We start from the raw sequence: 14,423 nt of genomic DNA on the forward strand, positions 1-14,423 counted from the left end.
TCGCGATCCAAGCGATAGGCTCCTTTTCATTCTATAAGACCTTACGACTCTAACTGTTCATCCGTTCGTTCCAACGTACCATCATGTTGCGCCACTAATCCGTCGAGGACGGATGGCTCAAACTCTTCACCGATCGCGATGATTCCTGTTTGTCCAGGCGGAATGACACCGAGTGTTCGTTTGAATGTTTCTTGGATTTCTTGATTTTCCTTCATGTCTTTTGATCCACCAATCAGCATACCCGTCATCGAACCAAGTAAGATGCCGAATGGTCCACCTAAGATACCAACGGCCATTCCGATCAATGAACCTTTGACGGCGCGATTCGATCCACTTAGGTCCACAGCATCTTCAAACGAAAAAGCACCATTCTCATTTCGCTTGATGACGGCAATCTGTTCGAAATCGACTTGACCTCGCGCATGATATTTCTTCAATTCACTGAACACTTGATAGGATGTCGCTTCTTCTTTGAACGTAAACGTCATGATGTGATGTTTCGCATCTTTTTTTGCCATTCGTTCCACCTCTTTCACCTGAGACGAATAACCGACTAAGCCAACATCCTCTATTTACCATGTTTTTAAGGAGTCGAAACCTTTACTGGTTTCCATGGTGCGAGGTGGAAATACTCCTCCATCGTCAATCCACTGAGTTTTAGACGAGCGGCAAGCGTTGCTCCGACATACCGATAGTGCCAGCTCTCATATGTATAACCCGTCCAAGATTCTTTACCAGATGGATAGCGGAGATGGAAACCGTAGCGGTGAGCATTCGCAAACAACCATTTTGCCTCTTTTGTTTTTGAAAAGCTAAACGTGGCGTATTTTGTTGAATCAGCGCCTCCGATATCAAACGCAAGACCTGTTTGGTGTTCACTTTTCCCAGGTTCCGCACTATACGTACTCGCCTTCTCATATCCATCACGCGCAACGTATTTATCAAACAACGTTTTTTGATAGGCATAGGAGCGATATGTACTAAACGCAACGAGCGTAATCCCCGCTTTTTTAGCCGCTACACGCATTTTCTCAAACGCTGCTCTTGCTTGTTGATTCTCACCAGGAGCGTACGTCGAGCGGAGCGCTAAGTTCTTATTCGCGATGAGGGTCTTACCGATCCGTTTTCCACCGATTTGTTCATCCGTTAGTAGATACTTCGTACTCGCATAACCAATCTTCGTACCATATTGTACTTTTGACCACGTACCGACTTTTGAAAGTTCCGTCACATAGATCCCCGTCGGAATGACGGCAAGACTCGGTTGATCAATCGATGCTCCCTTACGCAAATGAAGGGATGTCTTTGCTTGCCGATAAGTAGAAGTCGATGCTTCGACCGTTGGTATATACACTGACGTACAGGCCGCTGTTAATGTCAACGTCGTGATGAATGTCGTGATGTATTTCATGAATCGTATATCTCCTTTATGCATGTTCTAACCTGCATCCATATTTTAGATTAGAATACCATTCTTTTTTTCAAACAGGGTTCTTTCGGAATGCTTGTCATGAAAATGAAGTATTTCTGAAGTTTTCTAAATGTAGCTTAAGGACGAATTACAATGGGTAAATAACGATGTATGCGTTTTCGAAACATGATTCTGATGCAGAAAGGAGTAGCGTACGTGTCACTTTGGGAATGGATCTTCAGTATCGGTAGCATCTGTTGGATCGGTGAGATGATTCGTTTCCGGAATCGCTCTGAGTCCAAGTCAGGCGCAGCAGAACAAGTTAGTTTTTATTTGATTTTCCTTGTCCTAAGCGGAACGATCGTCTGCGCTTTCCTCTTTGCGAATGAGGGAGTTTCTACATTCATGCGCATCTCTTCATGCATTCTGTTGTGGTGTGGCGTTTCCTTACGTCTGTGGGGAATTCTTCACTTAAAACAACAATTCACACGTCATGTCGTCGTGGCATCTGGTGATCAGCTCGTCAGCAGTGGTCCTTACCGCTTTTTACGTCACCCATTATATAGTGGATTGTTATTGATTACGATGAGCTTCCCCCTCTTCACCGGTCAGTCCGGACTTTTTGTTCTCTCTGGACTTCTGATGTTCTTTTTCTTGCTTTACCGGATTCGAATCGAGGAAGCGATGTTAACGAAAGGTTTTGGACCTGCCTATACGGTATGGGCTGCGAAACGAAAGCGATTGATTCCATTCATCTACTAAAAGGAGAAGTGATTCATTTGAAGAAACGCGCAATTGTCATTGGAGCAGGTCTTGCTGGTATGTCTGCCGCCATTCGTTTGGCTGGAGATGGTTATGCAGTCACGATGCTTGAAAAGAATGCAAACGTCGGAGGGAAACTGAATCAACGTAGTGGAAAGGGATTTACTTTCGATACCGGTCCTTCCATCTTAACGATGCCTTGGGTGCTCGAACAACTCTTCTCAAGCGTTCATCGTAACTTGGATGATTACTTAGAAATCGAGCGCATTGAACCGCAATGGCGTACATTCTTTGAGGATGGAACAAAAATCGATGTCAAAGGTGACTTACCTGGAATGCTTGAAGAAGTCGAACAAGTCTCGTCACGAGCTGATTTCGTCGAATTGTTCCGGTACTCCAAACAAATGTACGACTTGTGCCTCGATAGTTTTTATAAATACAGTCTCGAAGATTTAAAGGACTTAAAAAAATACCATACGATGTCTGATTTATTAAAGATGGATCCTATGAATACCGTCGCGACCGGAACAAAGAAACATCTTAATGATCCATATCTCGAACAGCTGTTCAACTATATGGTCATGTATGTTGGTTCCAACCCTTATCAAGCACCTGCTGTCTTCAATCAGATGATTTACGTTCAAATGGGACTCGGCATCTATTATGTCAAAGGCGGCATGTACCAAATCGCGCGTGCCATGAAACGGTTGCTTGATGAGCTCCGTGTCACGGTTCATCTCAACTCACCCGTTGAACAAATCGTCCTTGAAAATAAAAAAGCGGTTGGCGTCTTATCAAACGGAACGTTTCATGCAGCCGATATCGTCGTCTCAAATCTCGAGGTCATTCCGACTTATGAACGGATCGTACCGGAGAAAAAAGCCCGGAAGCAGGCCAAAAAATTACAGGCGTCGTTCGCTCCTTCCGTTTCAGGTCTTGTCCTGCTGCTCGGTGTAAATCGCGAGTATCGCGGGCTAGCGCATCATAATTTCTTTTTCTCGGAAAATCCAGAGCGTGAATTCGCCCAAATGTTCAAAGAAGGTACCCCTCCTGAGGATCCGACGATTTACGTTGGTGTCTCGTCAAAATCCGACGCTTCCCAAGCTCCTGAAGGGAAGGATAACTTATTCGTCTTAACGCATGTTCCACCGCTAACACTTCAAAAAGGTGAGGTCGACTGGGATGCGTACCGCGAAGTCGTTCTCGATAAACTGGAGCGGATGGGACTTCACGGACTTCGTGAATCAATCGAGTTTGAATATCGCTTCACCCCAGAAGATTTGAAGGAATTATACGGTCCAAACGGTGGATCGATTTATGGTGTCGCAGCCGATCGGAAGAAAAATGGTGGATTCAAGATTCCATCGAAGAGTGACTTGTACGAAGGACTTTATTTCGTCGGTGGTTCGACACACCCAGGCGGCGGTGTACCGATGGTCACCTTGTCTGGTCAATTAACAGCGGATTTGATCCGAAAACATGAAGGTGCCGTTCCTACGCCTTAACATTTCTCCAATTACAAAAGAGACGGAAACTGATTCACTCATCAGTTCCGTCTCTTTTTTTACTTTGTATTCGTCAAAAGTGGTACGACATGAATGTCCGCTTTTTCTCCTGATCTCACATCCATTCGACATACGGCTGGCATCGGTAAGGATTTCCAAAATGCGTAATCAAACGTCGGATCAAATGTTTCTAAGAGTAACACCATGATGTTTCCGTGTGTTCCAAGAACGACTGTTTCGTCAGGATGCTTCTCCACTAGTTCGTCGATGAATTGCCGAATGCGTTGTGACGCTTCGTTGTTCGTTTCGCCTCCATACGGATTTTCATTCGGATGTTGCCATACATATGTGACCGCTGCTTGAAAATCGTCAAGCTCTCCCGGTGCTAACAATCGCTCTCGTAGTTCCTCTACCTCAATGATTGGTTGTTGACGTGCCTTCGCGAGCGGTGCAATCGTCTCGATTGCCCGTTGATACGGACTGCTGTAGAACCTGTCGATTGGAATTTCTTGAAACGTTTCAAGTAAACGTATCGCATCTGCCTGTCCTGCATCGGAAAGTGGCCGCTTCCGTTCATCTGGTGAATATGTCGAGTGTGCGTGCCGTACGAAATAGAGTGTCGTCATGTTTTGATTTTCCCCTTTATTGGTGTGTCCAGCGGTATCCGATTCCGCGAACTGTTTCGAGATGCTGTTCAATCGGAAAACCGCAAACACGTAGTTTTTCTCTTAAATGTCTGATATGCGAGTCGATCGTCCGCTCGTCTACAGACGCTTCCGCTCCCCATAATATTGTTGTCAGCTGATCCCGTGTCCAAACACGTCGTGGAGAATCTAAAAATACACCTAACAACTCAAATTCCGTTTTCGTTAACGAAATCTTTTGTTGGAGGTAACTACAACGATAGCTTTCCCGGTCATAGGATAGACCATCATACTGTTGCTGTAATAAAACTTCCATTCGCCCGATCAGTTCCCCTTCTTGAATCGGTTTTGATATGTAATCATTCGCCCCCACTTCCCGTGTCCGAATGATGTCTTCCCGTTGATTCCGAGCCGTAACCATCAAGATCGGGATGTTAGAATGTTCTCGAATGAGACGACAACATGTCCAGCCATCCATATCCGGCATCATGACATCTAATAAAATCAGGTCGAATACGTGCTGACGGCAGAGCTCAAGAGCTTGTTTCGCAGAATCCACAAGCTGACACGTGTACCCATACGGCTGAATATACAGTTTGAGCAGTTCAAGCATTCTTGGTTCATCATCTACGATCAATACATGCGGCATTTTATTTCTCCTTCCACTGCAGTGTCACTTGTGTTCCATGTCCAAGTTGACTCTTGATGTTCAATTCTGCTCCATGTGTCTGAGCAATTGCTTCAACGATGGAGAGTCCGATTCCAGTTCCTCCATGTTTTCGAGAACGAGATGCTTCCGTTCGGTAGAGCCGTTTCGTTACATGAGGTAAAGATTCTGCAGCGATCCCTTCTCCTGTATCTTCGATTTGAATGAAAGCCCCTACTGCGTTGACACCATAACGAACGATAATTTTTCCCGACGTCGTATGTCGCCGTGCATTTTCAATGATATTCACGATCATCTGACGGAGCTGCTGAGCGTCACCCATCACTTCTAATCGCTCACCTTCTATCTCGAACGAAACATTTTCTTGTTCGATGTCTGGACGCATCAATCGTATCACTTGATGAATCAAGTCTTCGACATCGACAGGTTTTCGCTCCATCATAAAAGCATTGGCGTCAATTCGTGCTAGCCAAAACAATTGCTCAATCCATTCATTCATTTGCTGACTTTCTTCTCGAATGATCGTAATGTAGCGTTGTTGCTCATCCGGCGTCAACGTTTGGCGTTCGAGAATATCCGCGTATCCCTTTATATATGTCAATGGTGTTCGTAGTTCATGAGATACGGTTGCTAAAAATTCGGATCGTTCCCGATTCAAAAAATCGAGATCTTGTTTTAATTGCTGAATCGAACGCGCCAATTGTCCCAGTTCATCTTTTCGATCAATCGGCAACTCTCCACCTTCCCCATCCAATAGGCGTGCTGTCGCTTTTTCCATCTGAATCAACGGACGAGAAATGAGTCGGGTCGTCCAAATGCTTGCCGCACCTGCTAATAAAAGCGCTAGCAGACCCACTTGGAGAAACTGCTGTTTCAACGGATCAAGTACGTGATCTACGATTGCTTTAGAAGCGAACATGAATACATGACCACGATGTTCCCCGTCAATGGTGATGGGACTGTCCGTCATTAAAAAGTCACGCATCGTCACGATTTTTCCTTGTTGACGGTAATCAAAATCCGTATGCTCTAACATGCTCTTCATCTCATTCGACAAAGGTCGTGACGCTTCGAGTTGTTTTCCATCTGCATCAGTGATCACCACAGTAAACGATGAATCTGCTTCCATCATGCTGACATGGCGCATCGTCGTTTGGTCGTAGGAATCGACAAGGACATCACGGTGTGTATTTCCTCGGTTCAGTAAACCGTCTACTACTTCCTGCGTTCGTGTTTGAGACAACTGATAATACAATGTCCCAAACAACACACTGCCACAAATTAAAAATGCCGCAAGCACGATCCCTCCGACTGAGTATGAAATACGACGCATGACGATTCCTCCTTTTTCTCTCCACTTTTAGTATAGCTAAAAAAAACGCGATCGACGCAGGCAAACGAAACTGTCACCTCATCTGCACACGATTTGCATATACGCTGGGTATAGTAAAGAAGACTAGTGACTTCAGGAGGGTTTTATATGAAAAAATCATTGACATTAACCGCACTTGCTCTTAGTTCTACGCTTTGGCTCGGTGCATGTGGATCCACCAATAACGATGGAAGTAATAGTGACTCACACGATATGTCTCATGGAGATATGATGCATTCGAGCGACGGAAAGCTACCATCCGGTTTAAAGGAAGCCAGTGATCCGACTTATCCGAAAGGAAGCAACATCACGTTGACGACGGATCATATGGACGGTATGGACGGAGCTAAAGCAACGATTGCGGGAGCTTACGACACCGTCGTCTATGCGATCAGTTACAAACCGACTACTGGTGGAAAGATGGTGAAAAATCATAAATGGGTCATTCAGGAAGAACTCGATCCTGTTCCAACTAAGCCACTGCAAGTTGGTGATGAAACAACTGTCAAAGCGGATCATATGAAAGGTATGGATGGAGCAAAAGCGACGATTGATGAAGTAAAGGAAACGACGGTCTACATGGTGAACTATGAACCGACGGACGGTGGAGAGATGGTGAAAAACCATAAATGGGTCACAGAGGATGAGATAAAGAAATAATAAAAAAAGCCCGCTTTTCCTATAAAGGAAAAGCGGGCTTTCGGTATGATTCTGACTGGGCTCGAACCAGCGACCTCTACCCTGTCAAGGTAGCGCTCTCCCAGCTGAGCTACAGAATCATGTTTGCAGTACATTATGTACTTGCTAGGACATGTATTAATATATCAAGAAACTAAAAGGCTGACAAGTCTTTTTCTGAAAAAAAATAAAAAAATTAAAATGGAGGAATTGAACCCCGCTTCCTCCATTTTGAATGACTTACAGGAAGGTCGATACTTGATCAATCGGTAAACGTAGTGCCGGACGCTTTTTCGCATCTTCAACCGCTTTTCCGACAGCAATCAACATGACCGGTACATACCGTGACTCGGTGATGAACGTTTCCGCAAAACGTTGATGATCGAATCCACCCATTGCGAGTGTTGATAATCCACGCGCTTCTGCCGCAAGCATCAATTGCATCGCAGCAAGGCTCGCATTCGACATTGCCGCATCGCGCCCATAGGCTTCACTTTGATAAGCGCCTTCTACCTGTGCCTTGATCGAATCAAATAAATCCTCTGTCATGCCACCTGCTTCTACTGCTGGACCGTACACCGGATTGTAGTTTCGATTAGCTTGAACATCACCTAAGATCGCAATGACTGCTGAAGCCGAAGTGATAGCCGGCTGATTGTATGCGATCGGTGCAAGCTGTTGCTTCGATTCTTCTGAATGGAAGACCGTGAAATGCCAGTGTTGCAAATTCCAAGCACTCGGCGCCGCTGTCGTCCATTCTAATAGTTCTTCCACTTCCTGTTTTGAAAGTTTGAACGTTTCGTCGTAATGACGAACCGAACGTCTTTCTGTTAAGACACGCATTGTATCAAGTGTTGCCTGTGTCATGTGTAAATCCCCCTTATTATTATCAGATTACTTAGATATCGTAGCATGTCTCTTTTTTATTGTCCTCTATCAATACTTCAAACGAATTTACTGTTATAAAACAATAGTTGACATTAAACTTCTGTACTAATACAATAAAAACAAGAAAAAAGACCATTGCGTTTATTTTTGAAGGAGGAAAAACACATGGAACAACCCCTTTACCAAGAAGCATCTGCTGCATTCTATCGTGAGCTTCCCGTCAAAACGTGTGCCCATTGCGGAAAAGAGATGGATGAACAATGTGAATCCTATCAAACGGAATGCGATGAGTGTGCTGTAACAGAACACTAAATAATACATGAAACAATCACTTACTTAGTGGTTGTTTTTTTATTTCTTGCAAACTCTTTCTAAATAAATCGATATTTTTTAGAAAAATCGATTTTCCGTCATCTTTTTGTCATCTGTTTGTTACAAAAGAAACAGTCAGAATGTTACATTATCTGTATATGATATTTTTGACAAAAGGAGCGACAGACAACGATGGATCCATTTACCTCAAGCCATGCTAGCGAACTCGGTCCACGACCGCGTACAAAAAAAAGAAAGTTTTTCCCTCGGTTTTTCTTACTTCTCACCCTTGTTTTTCTCGGAGTTGGGGGATATGTCGCTTACCGATACGTATTTACTCCTGAACAACAATCCATTACGACAGGTAAATCCATTACTGAAGTCCCTGTCGTCAATATGGAAAAAGCACGCGTGGAAAAATGGAATGGTGTGACGAAAAAAGTCGCTTATTTAACATTCGAGGATGGTCCATCCGCATTAACACCGGACTTACTTCAAACATTGGATCAACTTCAGACTCGTGCCACTTTCTTTTATCTCGGAACACAAATAGATGCTTTTCCGCAAGAAGTCAAAGCTGCTGCTAAAGCTGGACACTATATCGGATTACACGGGGAAACACACGATTACGATACATTGTACGAAAAAGGAAAGTATGTCTCAGAGATGCAAAGTGTTCAGAAGAAAATCCATGAGTTGACGAAGCTAACACCACATTTGACACGACCACCTTATGGCTCTGATCCAGGCATCACGAAAAAAATGGCATCTGCCATTCATTCAGCAGACTTCCGCGTGTGGGACTGGTCAATCGATTCAATGGACTGGTATTACAAAGATAGTGCAAAAGAAGTAGCGAATACGGTCATTCGGCGAGCAGAGCGTCCGTTTGAAATCATTCTCTTACATGAACAACCACAAGCCATCAAAGCACTTCCAGCCATTGTTGCCGGACTTCAGAAAAAAGGCTATCAATTCGCGATTTATGATGAAGATTTCCATATTCCGTACAACTTCGCGCAACACTCGAATTTATAAGGAGTTACTATCCAGATGAAAAAAACATTCGTAGCAGTACTGTTCCTGTCGAGCTTTGGACTCGCTGCCTGTTCCAACGATTCACCAGCCTCTCTTCATGAACAGCTAGAGCAACAAGTGAAAGGTGAAGAGAAGGCATTCACGCTAGCTGATCAACGTGCTCGTAAGGATGAAATTTCAGTTAATACGTACCAAGCCGTTCTTGATGCAGGTGCTGAAGAAATCAAACGCTCTCAAAATGAACGAGAGGAATTAGAAGCCTTAAATGACGAACGGCTTGCTTTATTGAAACAAGAAGAAACGTTACGTAAGGAAACGTACGCTGCACTCGATCTTGAAGAATTGAAAGATGCTGTCAACAAACTTGATGGTAAAGCAAAAACAGAAGGAACTGCCTTAGTGACAATCATCAAGGAACGCGAGCAGACATTTCAAACGTTCTCGAAAACGTATCGACAAGCGATGGACGCTGAAAAGAAAGTGCTTTCACGCTTGACGAAAAAACCGGATTTCGTTAAGATTGATGAGTCAACAGCGGATTTAAATCGTTTAACACGGAAAGCTACCGCGTCATTAAAGAAGTGGAATGCGCTGACCGTTCAGTATAATCAAACGAAAACCCGGCTGTATCGTTTGCTCGACACATCAACTCAATAAATCACACAGGTTGCAACCAAACCCTGTCCAAAAAACCTGGACAAGGCCCTGTTGCAACCTTTTTTGTGTGGTTTTTATTAAAAATGGAGGGAATTTATTCATGCATCGTTCAAAAGCAACCTTATTCGTTCTGATTGGCGCTATCAGTTATGGTGTCCTCTCAACGATCGTCAAACTCGCTTATGCCGCTGGATTCAACTCAGCAGCCGTTTCAGGTAGTCAATTTTTCTTCGGGTGGCTCATGATTTTCGGACTTGCCTTATTTACGAAAAATCTTCGTCTCGATCTCAAGACAGCTGGTCTGCTCATGCTGATCGGTATCTCAAGTGGTACAACCGGTTATCTGTACTATCAAAGTCTTCAGACTGTATCCGCATCCGTTGCGATCATTCTCTTATTCCAATTCACTTGGATTGGTGTCATCATCGATGCGCTCGCATTCAGACGTTTACCCAGTCGTGCGCACTTTCTGTCCGCGATTCTACTAATTGGCGGAGCCATTCTTGCGAGTGCCGCTTACTCGAGTCCACTCGATTTACGTGGAACATTATTCGGTCTTGGAGCAGCTGTCAGCTTTTCCATTTTCTTACTCGCTAGTGGACGCATCGCCAATCATTTACCCGTCATCAAGAAAAGTTTTTATATGATGACAGGTGGTCTTGCTTTCGTCATGACCATGTATCCACCGACGACATTCTTGTCGTCTGCGAACTTCGAAAATGGACTTCTGTTATACGCGATTCCGCTCGGTCTGTTCGCATTGATTTTACCACCGCTCTTATTTGCTGCAGGCGCCCCTCATCTGTCTCCAGCAAGCGTTTCTTTGCTCGGAGCGGCTGAACTACCGACAGCAGTCATCTGTTCCGTCTTAATTTTAGGAGAACATCTGATGAGTTCCCAATGGATTGGGATCGTCATCATCTTGATCGGAATTTTTTATCCAATCTATCGCTCAAGCAAAACAGCACCTGTTGCGAACGTACAACAAAACGACCTTTCCTGAGTTCAGGAAAGGTCGTTTTTTCTTTACTTCTGTCGCTTCATCGCATCCGCAACGAATTCGACGTCTGTTCCAATGATGATTTGCACGCTGGTCGCGCCCATCTTCATGACACCTTTTGCTCCAGCCGCTTTAATCGCCGCTTCGTCAATGATGCTTGGATCTTTGACTTGAAGACGTAAACGTGTCGCACAGTTATCAATCGACGTGACATTTTCTGTTCCTTTCAATCCGGCAAAAATTTGAGCTGCTTGTTGCTCATATTTATCGTCTGAATCTGTTAGAACGACTCCCTTGTCTGTGACGAGCGATTCATCTTCACGACCTGGTGTCTTCAGATCAAATTTCGTGATCATGAAGTAGAACAGGAAGTAGTAGACGACCGCGAACGCGAGACCAACCGGGATGAGAAGTAATGGTTTTGTGGCAATACCGAAGTTCAAGGCATAATCAATGAAACCAGCCGAGAAGGAGAAGCCATGTAAAATACCTAGTAAGTTAACGATGGCCATCGATAGACCTGTTAAAACCGCATGAATGACATATAAAACAGGTGATAAGAACATGAACGAGAACTCGATTGGTTCCGTGATACCTGTCAAGAAGGACGTCAGTCCAAGACCAATCATCGCTCCAGCAACTGCTTTTCGATTTTCCTTACGCGCAGCCATGACAATCGCAAAAGCTGCAGCCGGTAAGGCGAACATCATGATTGGGAAGAAGCCCGCTTGATAAATCCCAGCTGTCGGATCTCCAGCGAAGAAGCGCGCGATGTCACCGTTCGCGACCGTACCATCTGCTTTTTCATATGAACCGAAGACGAACCAGAAAATATTATTTAAGACGTGGTGTAAGCCGACAGGAATCAAGAGACGGTTAAAGAATCCAAACAGAGCAGCGCCTCCTGCACCAAGACCAACCATCCATTCACCAGCACCGTTGATGCCTTGCTCGATGAACGGCCAGACATAACCAAAGATGAAAGCAAGTACAAGCATGACCGCTGATGTAATGATTGGAACGAAACGACGACCACCAAAGAATGCTAACCAATCCGGTAACTTAATGTTATAGAACCGATTGTATAGAAGTCCTGCGACGATACCCGCGATGATTCCACCGAATACCGCCATATTAACGGTCGAACCGAGTGTCGCCTGATTCGCGATCGAACCAAGTGTCGCTCCGTCGACCTTGGTCGAGGAATCATTGACGATCGCAGCGATCGCATCATACTTCGCCTGAATCTGTGCGCTGGAATAATCCTTGTTCATCGAGTCGACGCCATTCTTTAAGACGAGATACCCAATGGCCCCGGCAAGACCCGCTGCCCCACTCGCATCGATCGATAGACCAATCGCGACACCAATGGCAAAAATCAGTGGAAGGTTATCAAAAATAGCCCCTCCTGCTGCTACCATCAACGGAATATCAAGCATATCCGCCGAACCTAACCGGAGTACGATCCCCGCAGCCGGTAATACTGCGATTGGTAGCATCAAGGCTTTACCAATTCGTTGTAGAAACTGCAACATACCTTTCACCCTTTCCTGAATAAAACGATAATGACAGAACAATGTAAACGCTTTTACGTTTTTAATTATTCCATATAAATATCTAAATGACTAGACCTTTATACAAATTATTCATTATCTTTTTTTATTGATATAAAAATTCATTATAGCAGACACTAAAAACCGGACTAGAGTAACCTTCTAGTCCGGTTTTTTCTATTCATTTACAACTGTCTTAACGACGATTCGTATCTTCGAAATTTTGTTGGACGTTACCGACTGTTTTCTTCGCTTCGCCTTTTACTTGATCTTTTTTACCTTCGCGTTCTGTTGATTTATCGCCTGTTGCTTTCCCAAGCGCTTCTTTCGCTTTACCTGCTACTTTATCGACGAGACCATCCACTTTTTTATTGAGACCACTGTTGTTTGACATAACCATTACCCCCATTTAAAAGTTTTTTTTGCGATAGTTGATTGTTCCCTTGTCACTGATTTTCAAACTTTTCCTTAATTAAAATCGGCACTTTCCTAAACAAAAACAACAGTGAACGGTCTGTTCACTGTTGTCCAACCTGATTCTATTCTTTTATTTATTGCGCGACGGAGACACCTAATACTTGTTCGATCCGTTCGAATGCCCAGTCCAACTCTTCTTTTGTAATGACGAGCGGTGGTGCAAAGCGAATGACTGTCTCATGCGTTTCTTTACAGAGTAAGCCTTTTTCTTTCAACGCTTCGCAATATGGTCGCGCTGCTTCTGTCAACTCAACACCAATGAATAATCCACGACCACGTACTTCTTTGATCATCGGGTTGTTGATTTGTTTTAATTTCTCCATGAAGTACGTACCGAGTTCAAGTGAACGTTCCGGTAACTTTTCGTCTTCTAATACTTCAAGTGAAGCAATCGAGACGGCACACGCAAGTGGATTGCCACCAAACGTCGAGCCGTGTGAACCTGGATTGAAGACAGAAAGGACATCTTTATTCGCGGCAACACACGAGATTGGGAATACACCACCACCCAATGCTTTACCAAGAATGTACATGTCTGGTGTTACCTCGTCCCAATCAGAAGCAAACCATTTACCGGAACGACCGAGTCCAGACTGAATCTCATCCGATACGAGCAGAACATTCTGCGCACGACAAACTTCTTGTGCGTCTTTTAAGAAACCATCGTAAGGAATTAAGATGCCTGCCTCGCCTTGAATTGGTTCCAAGATGAATGCCGCTGTATTCTCAGTGATCGCCTGTTTTAATGCCTCAAGATCGCCGTATGGAATCGTCTTGATTCCAGGAAGAAGCGGTCCAAATCCACGTTGGTATTCTGCTTCCGTCGACATCGAGACGGCTGTCATCGTCCGACCGTGGAAGTTTCCTTCGCAAACGATGATTTCAGCATCACCTGGGATTTGTTTGACTTCATATGCCCAGCGTCGTGCTGCTTTCACTGCTGTCTCGACAGCTTCCGCACCCGTGTTCATCGGTAACACCATGTCTTTACCCGTCAATTGTGCTACTTTTTCATAGAAAAAGCCCAGTTGATCATTGTGAAAGGCACGTGATGTCAATGTAATCTTGTCTGCCTGACGTTTTAGAGCCTCAATGATCTTTGGATGACGATGTCCCTGGTTAACGGCTGAATAGGCACTCAACATATCCATATAACGACGTCCTTCAGGGTCCGTGACGAAGACACTCTCCGCCTCTGAGATGACGATCGGGAGTGGATGGTAGTTATGTGCTCCGAACTGTTCTGTCTGTTGAATGATTTTCTCTGTTTGATTCATCGAAATTCCCCCTCATAACTCTTCAGAAAACGCTTTCATTATTATTATAGCAGATTCTTTCAAAGAATCTTCATCTAAAAAGTAATCGAGCGAAAGGATTATAATGCGTAAGAATTGAATATATTGGGAAAAGACAAGACAAGTGAACCGTCATCTCTTTTCATTATAAAGGAGCGTGCGCA

At 44.3% G+C, this 14,423-nt stretch carries 16 protein-coding genes and 1 tRNA gene; 7 read left to right on the forward strand and 10 right to left on the reverse strand.

Annotation, left to right across the window (positions count from 1 at the left end; genetic code table 11):
• Nucleotides 1-41: 41 nt before the first annotated feature.
• Together KNQ09_RS15315 and KNQ09_RS15320 are read right to left on the reverse strand one after the other, a co-directional pair.
• Nucleotides 42-518 (reverse strand): hypothetical protein, encoded by a 477-nt coding sequence (locus tag KNQ09_RS15315; protein ID WP_023467153.1) that lies wholly within the window; start codon nucleotides 516-518, stop codon nucleotides 42-44.
• Nucleotides 519-583: 65 nt separating this feature from the next.
• Nucleotides 584-1,411, reverse strand: coding sequence for a M15 family metallopeptidase (locus KNQ09_RS15320; RefSeq protein WP_214858932.1), 828 nt, complete (start codon nucleotides 1,409-1,411; stop codon nucleotides 584-586).
• A 216-nt stretch (nucleotides 1,412-1,627) separates the two neighbouring features.
• On the opposite strand from KNQ09_RS15320, the gene KNQ09_RS15325 reads away from it, so the two are divergent.
• Nucleotides 1,628-2,173 (forward strand): methyltransferase family protein, encoded by a 546-nt coding sequence (locus KNQ09_RS15325; RefSeq protein ID WP_050678085.1) that lies wholly within the window; start codon nucleotides 1,628-1,630, stop codon nucleotides 2,171-2,173.
• A complete protein-coding gene (locus KNQ09_RS15330) occupies nucleotides 2,131-3,678 on the forward strand; it encodes a phytoene desaturase family protein (protein ID WP_214858933.1) in 1,548 nt (515 codons plus the stop codon). Before KNQ09_RS15325 ends, KNQ09_RS15330 begins: the two co-directional genes overlap by 43 nt.
• 59 nt (nucleotides 3,679-3,737) lie before the next feature.
• On the opposite strand, the gene KNQ09_RS15335 is transcribed toward KNQ09_RS15330, so the two are convergent.
• From KNQ09_RS15335 to KNQ09_RS15345, 3 genes are read right to left on the reverse strand one after another with little or no spacing between them, the layout of a single operon-like run.
• Nucleotides 3,738-4,304, reverse strand: a complete 567-nt coding sequence (locus KNQ09_RS15335) for a histidine phosphatase family protein (RefSeq protein ID WP_214858934.1) — start codon at nucleotides 4,302-4,304, stop codon at nucleotides 3,738-3,740.
• A gap of 16 nt (nucleotides 4,305-4,320) precedes the next feature.
• Nucleotides 4,321-4,971, reverse strand: a complete 651-nt coding sequence (locus tag KNQ09_RS15340) for a response regulator transcription factor (RefSeq protein ID WP_214858935.1) — start codon at nucleotides 4,969-4,971, stop codon at nucleotides 4,321-4,323.
• Between the two features lies 1 nt (nucleotide 4,972).
• Nucleotides 4,973-6,322 (reverse strand): HAMP domain-containing sensor histidine kinase, encoded by a 1,350-nt coding sequence (locus KNQ09_RS15345; RefSeq protein ID WP_214858936.1) that lies wholly within the window; start codon nucleotides 6,320-6,322, stop codon nucleotides 4,973-4,975.
• Between the two features lie 147 nt (nucleotides 6,323-6,469).
• Here KNQ09_RS15345 and KNQ09_RS15350 point away from each other — a divergent pair, with 147 nt between their 5' ends.
• On the forward strand, nucleotides 6,470-7,021 hold the full coding sequence (locus tag KNQ09_RS15350) for a YdhK family protein (protein ID WP_214858937.1): 552 nt from the start codon (nucleotides 6,470-6,472) through the stop codon (nucleotides 7,019-7,021).
• 46 nt (nucleotides 7,022-7,067) lie between these two features.
• On the opposite strand, the gene KNQ09_RS15355 is transcribed toward KNQ09_RS15350, so the two are convergent.
• Nucleotides 7,068-7,140, reverse strand: a tRNA-Val gene (locus KNQ09_RS15355).
• Between the two features lie 139 nt (nucleotides 7,141-7,279).
• A complete protein-coding gene (locus KNQ09_RS15360) occupies nucleotides 7,280-7,906 on the reverse strand; it encodes a nitroreductase family protein (RefSeq protein ID WP_214858938.1) in 627 nt (208 codons plus the stop codon).
• A gap of 186 nt (nucleotides 7,907-8,092) precedes the next feature.
• On the opposite strand from KNQ09_RS15360, the gene yhfH reads away from it, so the two are divergent.
• The 4 genes from yhfH to KNQ09_RS15380 all read left to right on the forward strand — a co-directional run bounded on the left by yhfH (nucleotide 8,093) and on the right by KNQ09_RS15380 (nucleotide 10,937).
• Complete coding sequence (gene yhfH / locus KNQ09_RS15365) at nucleotides 8,093-8,239, forward strand: protein YhfH (RefSeq protein ID WP_064505459.1); 147 nt, start codon at nucleotides 8,093-8,095, stop codon at nucleotides 8,237-8,239.
• 396 nt (nucleotides 8,240-8,635) lie between these two features.
• The gene (locus tag KNQ09_RS15370) at nucleotides 8,636-9,277 is read left to right on the forward strand and encodes a polysaccharide deacetylase family protein (RefSeq protein WP_251138224.1); all 642 of its coding nucleotides are present in this window, start codon (nucleotides 8,636-8,638) and stop codon (nucleotides 9,275-9,277) included.
• 15 nt (nucleotides 9,278-9,292) lie between these two features.
• On the forward strand, nucleotides 9,293-9,934 hold the full coding sequence (locus KNQ09_RS15375) for a YkyA family protein (protein ID WP_023467142.1): 642 nt from the start codon (nucleotides 9,293-9,295) through the stop codon (nucleotides 9,932-9,934).
• 100 nt (nucleotides 9,935-10,034) lie between these two features.
• Complete coding sequence (locus KNQ09_RS15380) at nucleotides 10,035-10,937, forward strand: EamA family transporter (RefSeq protein WP_050678077.1); 903 nt, start codon at nucleotides 10,035-10,037, stop codon at nucleotides 10,935-10,937.
• Nucleotides 10,938-10,960: 23 nt separating this feature from the next.
• On the opposite strand, the gene nagE is transcribed toward KNQ09_RS15380, so the two are convergent.
• The 3 genes from nagE to KNQ09_RS15395 all read right to left on the reverse strand — a co-directional run bounded on the left by nagE (nucleotide 10,961) and on the right by KNQ09_RS15395 (nucleotide 14,241).
• Nucleotides 10,961-12,469 carry an N-acetylglucosamine-specific PTS transporter subunit IIBC gene (gene nagE / locus KNQ09_RS15385; RefSeq protein WP_214858940.1) on the reverse strand — a complete coding sequence of 503 codons (1,509 nt, stop codon included), beginning with the start codon at nucleotides 12,467-12,469 and terminating at the stop codon, nucleotides 10,961-10,963.
• A gap of 214 nt (nucleotides 12,470-12,683) precedes the next feature.
• The gene (locus tag KNQ09_RS15390; protein ID WP_023467139.1) at nucleotides 12,684-12,881 is read right to left on the reverse strand and encodes a CsbD family protein; all 198 of its coding nucleotides are present in this window, start codon (nucleotides 12,879-12,881) and stop codon (nucleotides 12,684-12,686) included.
• Nucleotides 12,882-13,038: 157 nt separating this feature from the next.
• Complete coding sequence (locus KNQ09_RS15395) at nucleotides 13,039-14,241, reverse strand: ornithine--oxo-acid transaminase (RefSeq protein ID WP_214858941.1); 1,203 nt, start codon at nucleotides 14,239-14,241, stop codon at nucleotides 13,039-13,041.
• Nucleotides 14,242-14,423: the final 182 nt, after the last annotated feature.

Origin of the sequence: Exiguobacterium sp. s191 (assembly GCF_018618955.1) — a bacterium.
GTDB lineage: Bacteria > Bacillota > Bacilli > Exiguobacteriales > Exiguobacteriaceae > Exiguobacterium_A > Exiguobacterium_A abrahamii.

What these genes read in the sequence shown, in the direction of transcription:
- KNQ09_RS15315 (WP_023467153.1), bottom strand. Translation starts at nt 518, where the DNA reads ATGGCAAAAAAAGATGCGAAACATCACATCATGACGTTTACGTTCAAA.
- KNQ09_RS15320 (WP_214858932.1), bottom strand. Translation starts at nt 1,411, where the DNA reads ATGAAATACATCACGACATTCATCACGACGTTGACATTAACAGCGGCC.
- KNQ09_RS15330 (WP_214858933.1), top strand. Translation starts at nt 2,131, where the DNA reads ATGGGCTGCGAAACGAAAGCGATTGATTCCATTCATCTACTAAAAGGA.
- KNQ09_RS15335 (WP_214858934.1), bottom strand. Translation starts at nt 4,304, where the DNA reads ATGACGACACTCTATTTCGTACGGCACGCACACTCGACATATTCACCA.
- KNQ09_RS15340 (WP_214858935.1), bottom strand. Translation starts at nt 4,971, where the DNA reads ATGCCGCATGTATTGATCGTAGATGATGAACCAAGAATGCTTGAACTG.
- KNQ09_RS15345 (WP_214858936.1), bottom strand. Translation starts at nt 6,322, where the DNA reads ATGCGTCGTATTTCATACTCAGTCGGAGGGATCGTGCTTGCGGCATTT.
- KNQ09_RS15350 (WP_214858937.1), top strand. Translation starts at nt 6,470, where the DNA reads ATGAAAAAATCATTGACATTAACCGCACTTGCTCTTAGTTCTACGCTT.
- KNQ09_RS15360 (WP_214858938.1), bottom strand. Translation starts at nt 7,906, where the DNA reads ATGACACAGGCAACACTTGATACAATGCGTGTCTTAACAGAAAGACGT.
- yhfH (WP_064505459.1), top strand. Translation starts at nt 8,093, where the DNA reads ATGGAACAACCCCTTTACCAAGAAGCATCTGCTGCATTCTATCGTGAG.
- KNQ09_RS15370 (WP_251138224.1), top strand. Translation starts at nt 8,636, where the DNA reads ATGGAAAAAGCACGCGTGGAAAAATGGAATGGTGTGACGAAAAAAGTC.
- KNQ09_RS15375 (WP_023467142.1), top strand. Translation starts at nt 9,293, where the DNA reads ATGAAAAAAACATTCGTAGCAGTACTGTTCCTGTCGAGCTTTGGACTC.
- KNQ09_RS15380 (WP_050678077.1), top strand. Translation starts at nt 10,035, where the DNA reads ATGCATCGTTCAAAAGCAACCTTATTCGTTCTGATTGGCGCTATCAGT.
- nagE (WP_214858940.1), bottom strand. Translation starts at nt 12,469, where the DNA reads ATGTTGCAGTTTCTACAACGAATTGGTAAAGCCTTGATGCTACCAATC.
- KNQ09_RS15390 (WP_023467139.1), bottom strand. Translation starts at nt 12,881, where the DNA reads ATGTCAAACAACAGTGGTCTCAATAAAAAAGTGGATGGTCTCGTCGAT.
- KNQ09_RS15395 (WP_214858941.1), bottom strand. Translation starts at nt 14,241, where the DNA reads ATGAATCAAACAGAGAAAATCATTCAACAGACAGAACAGTTCGGAGCA.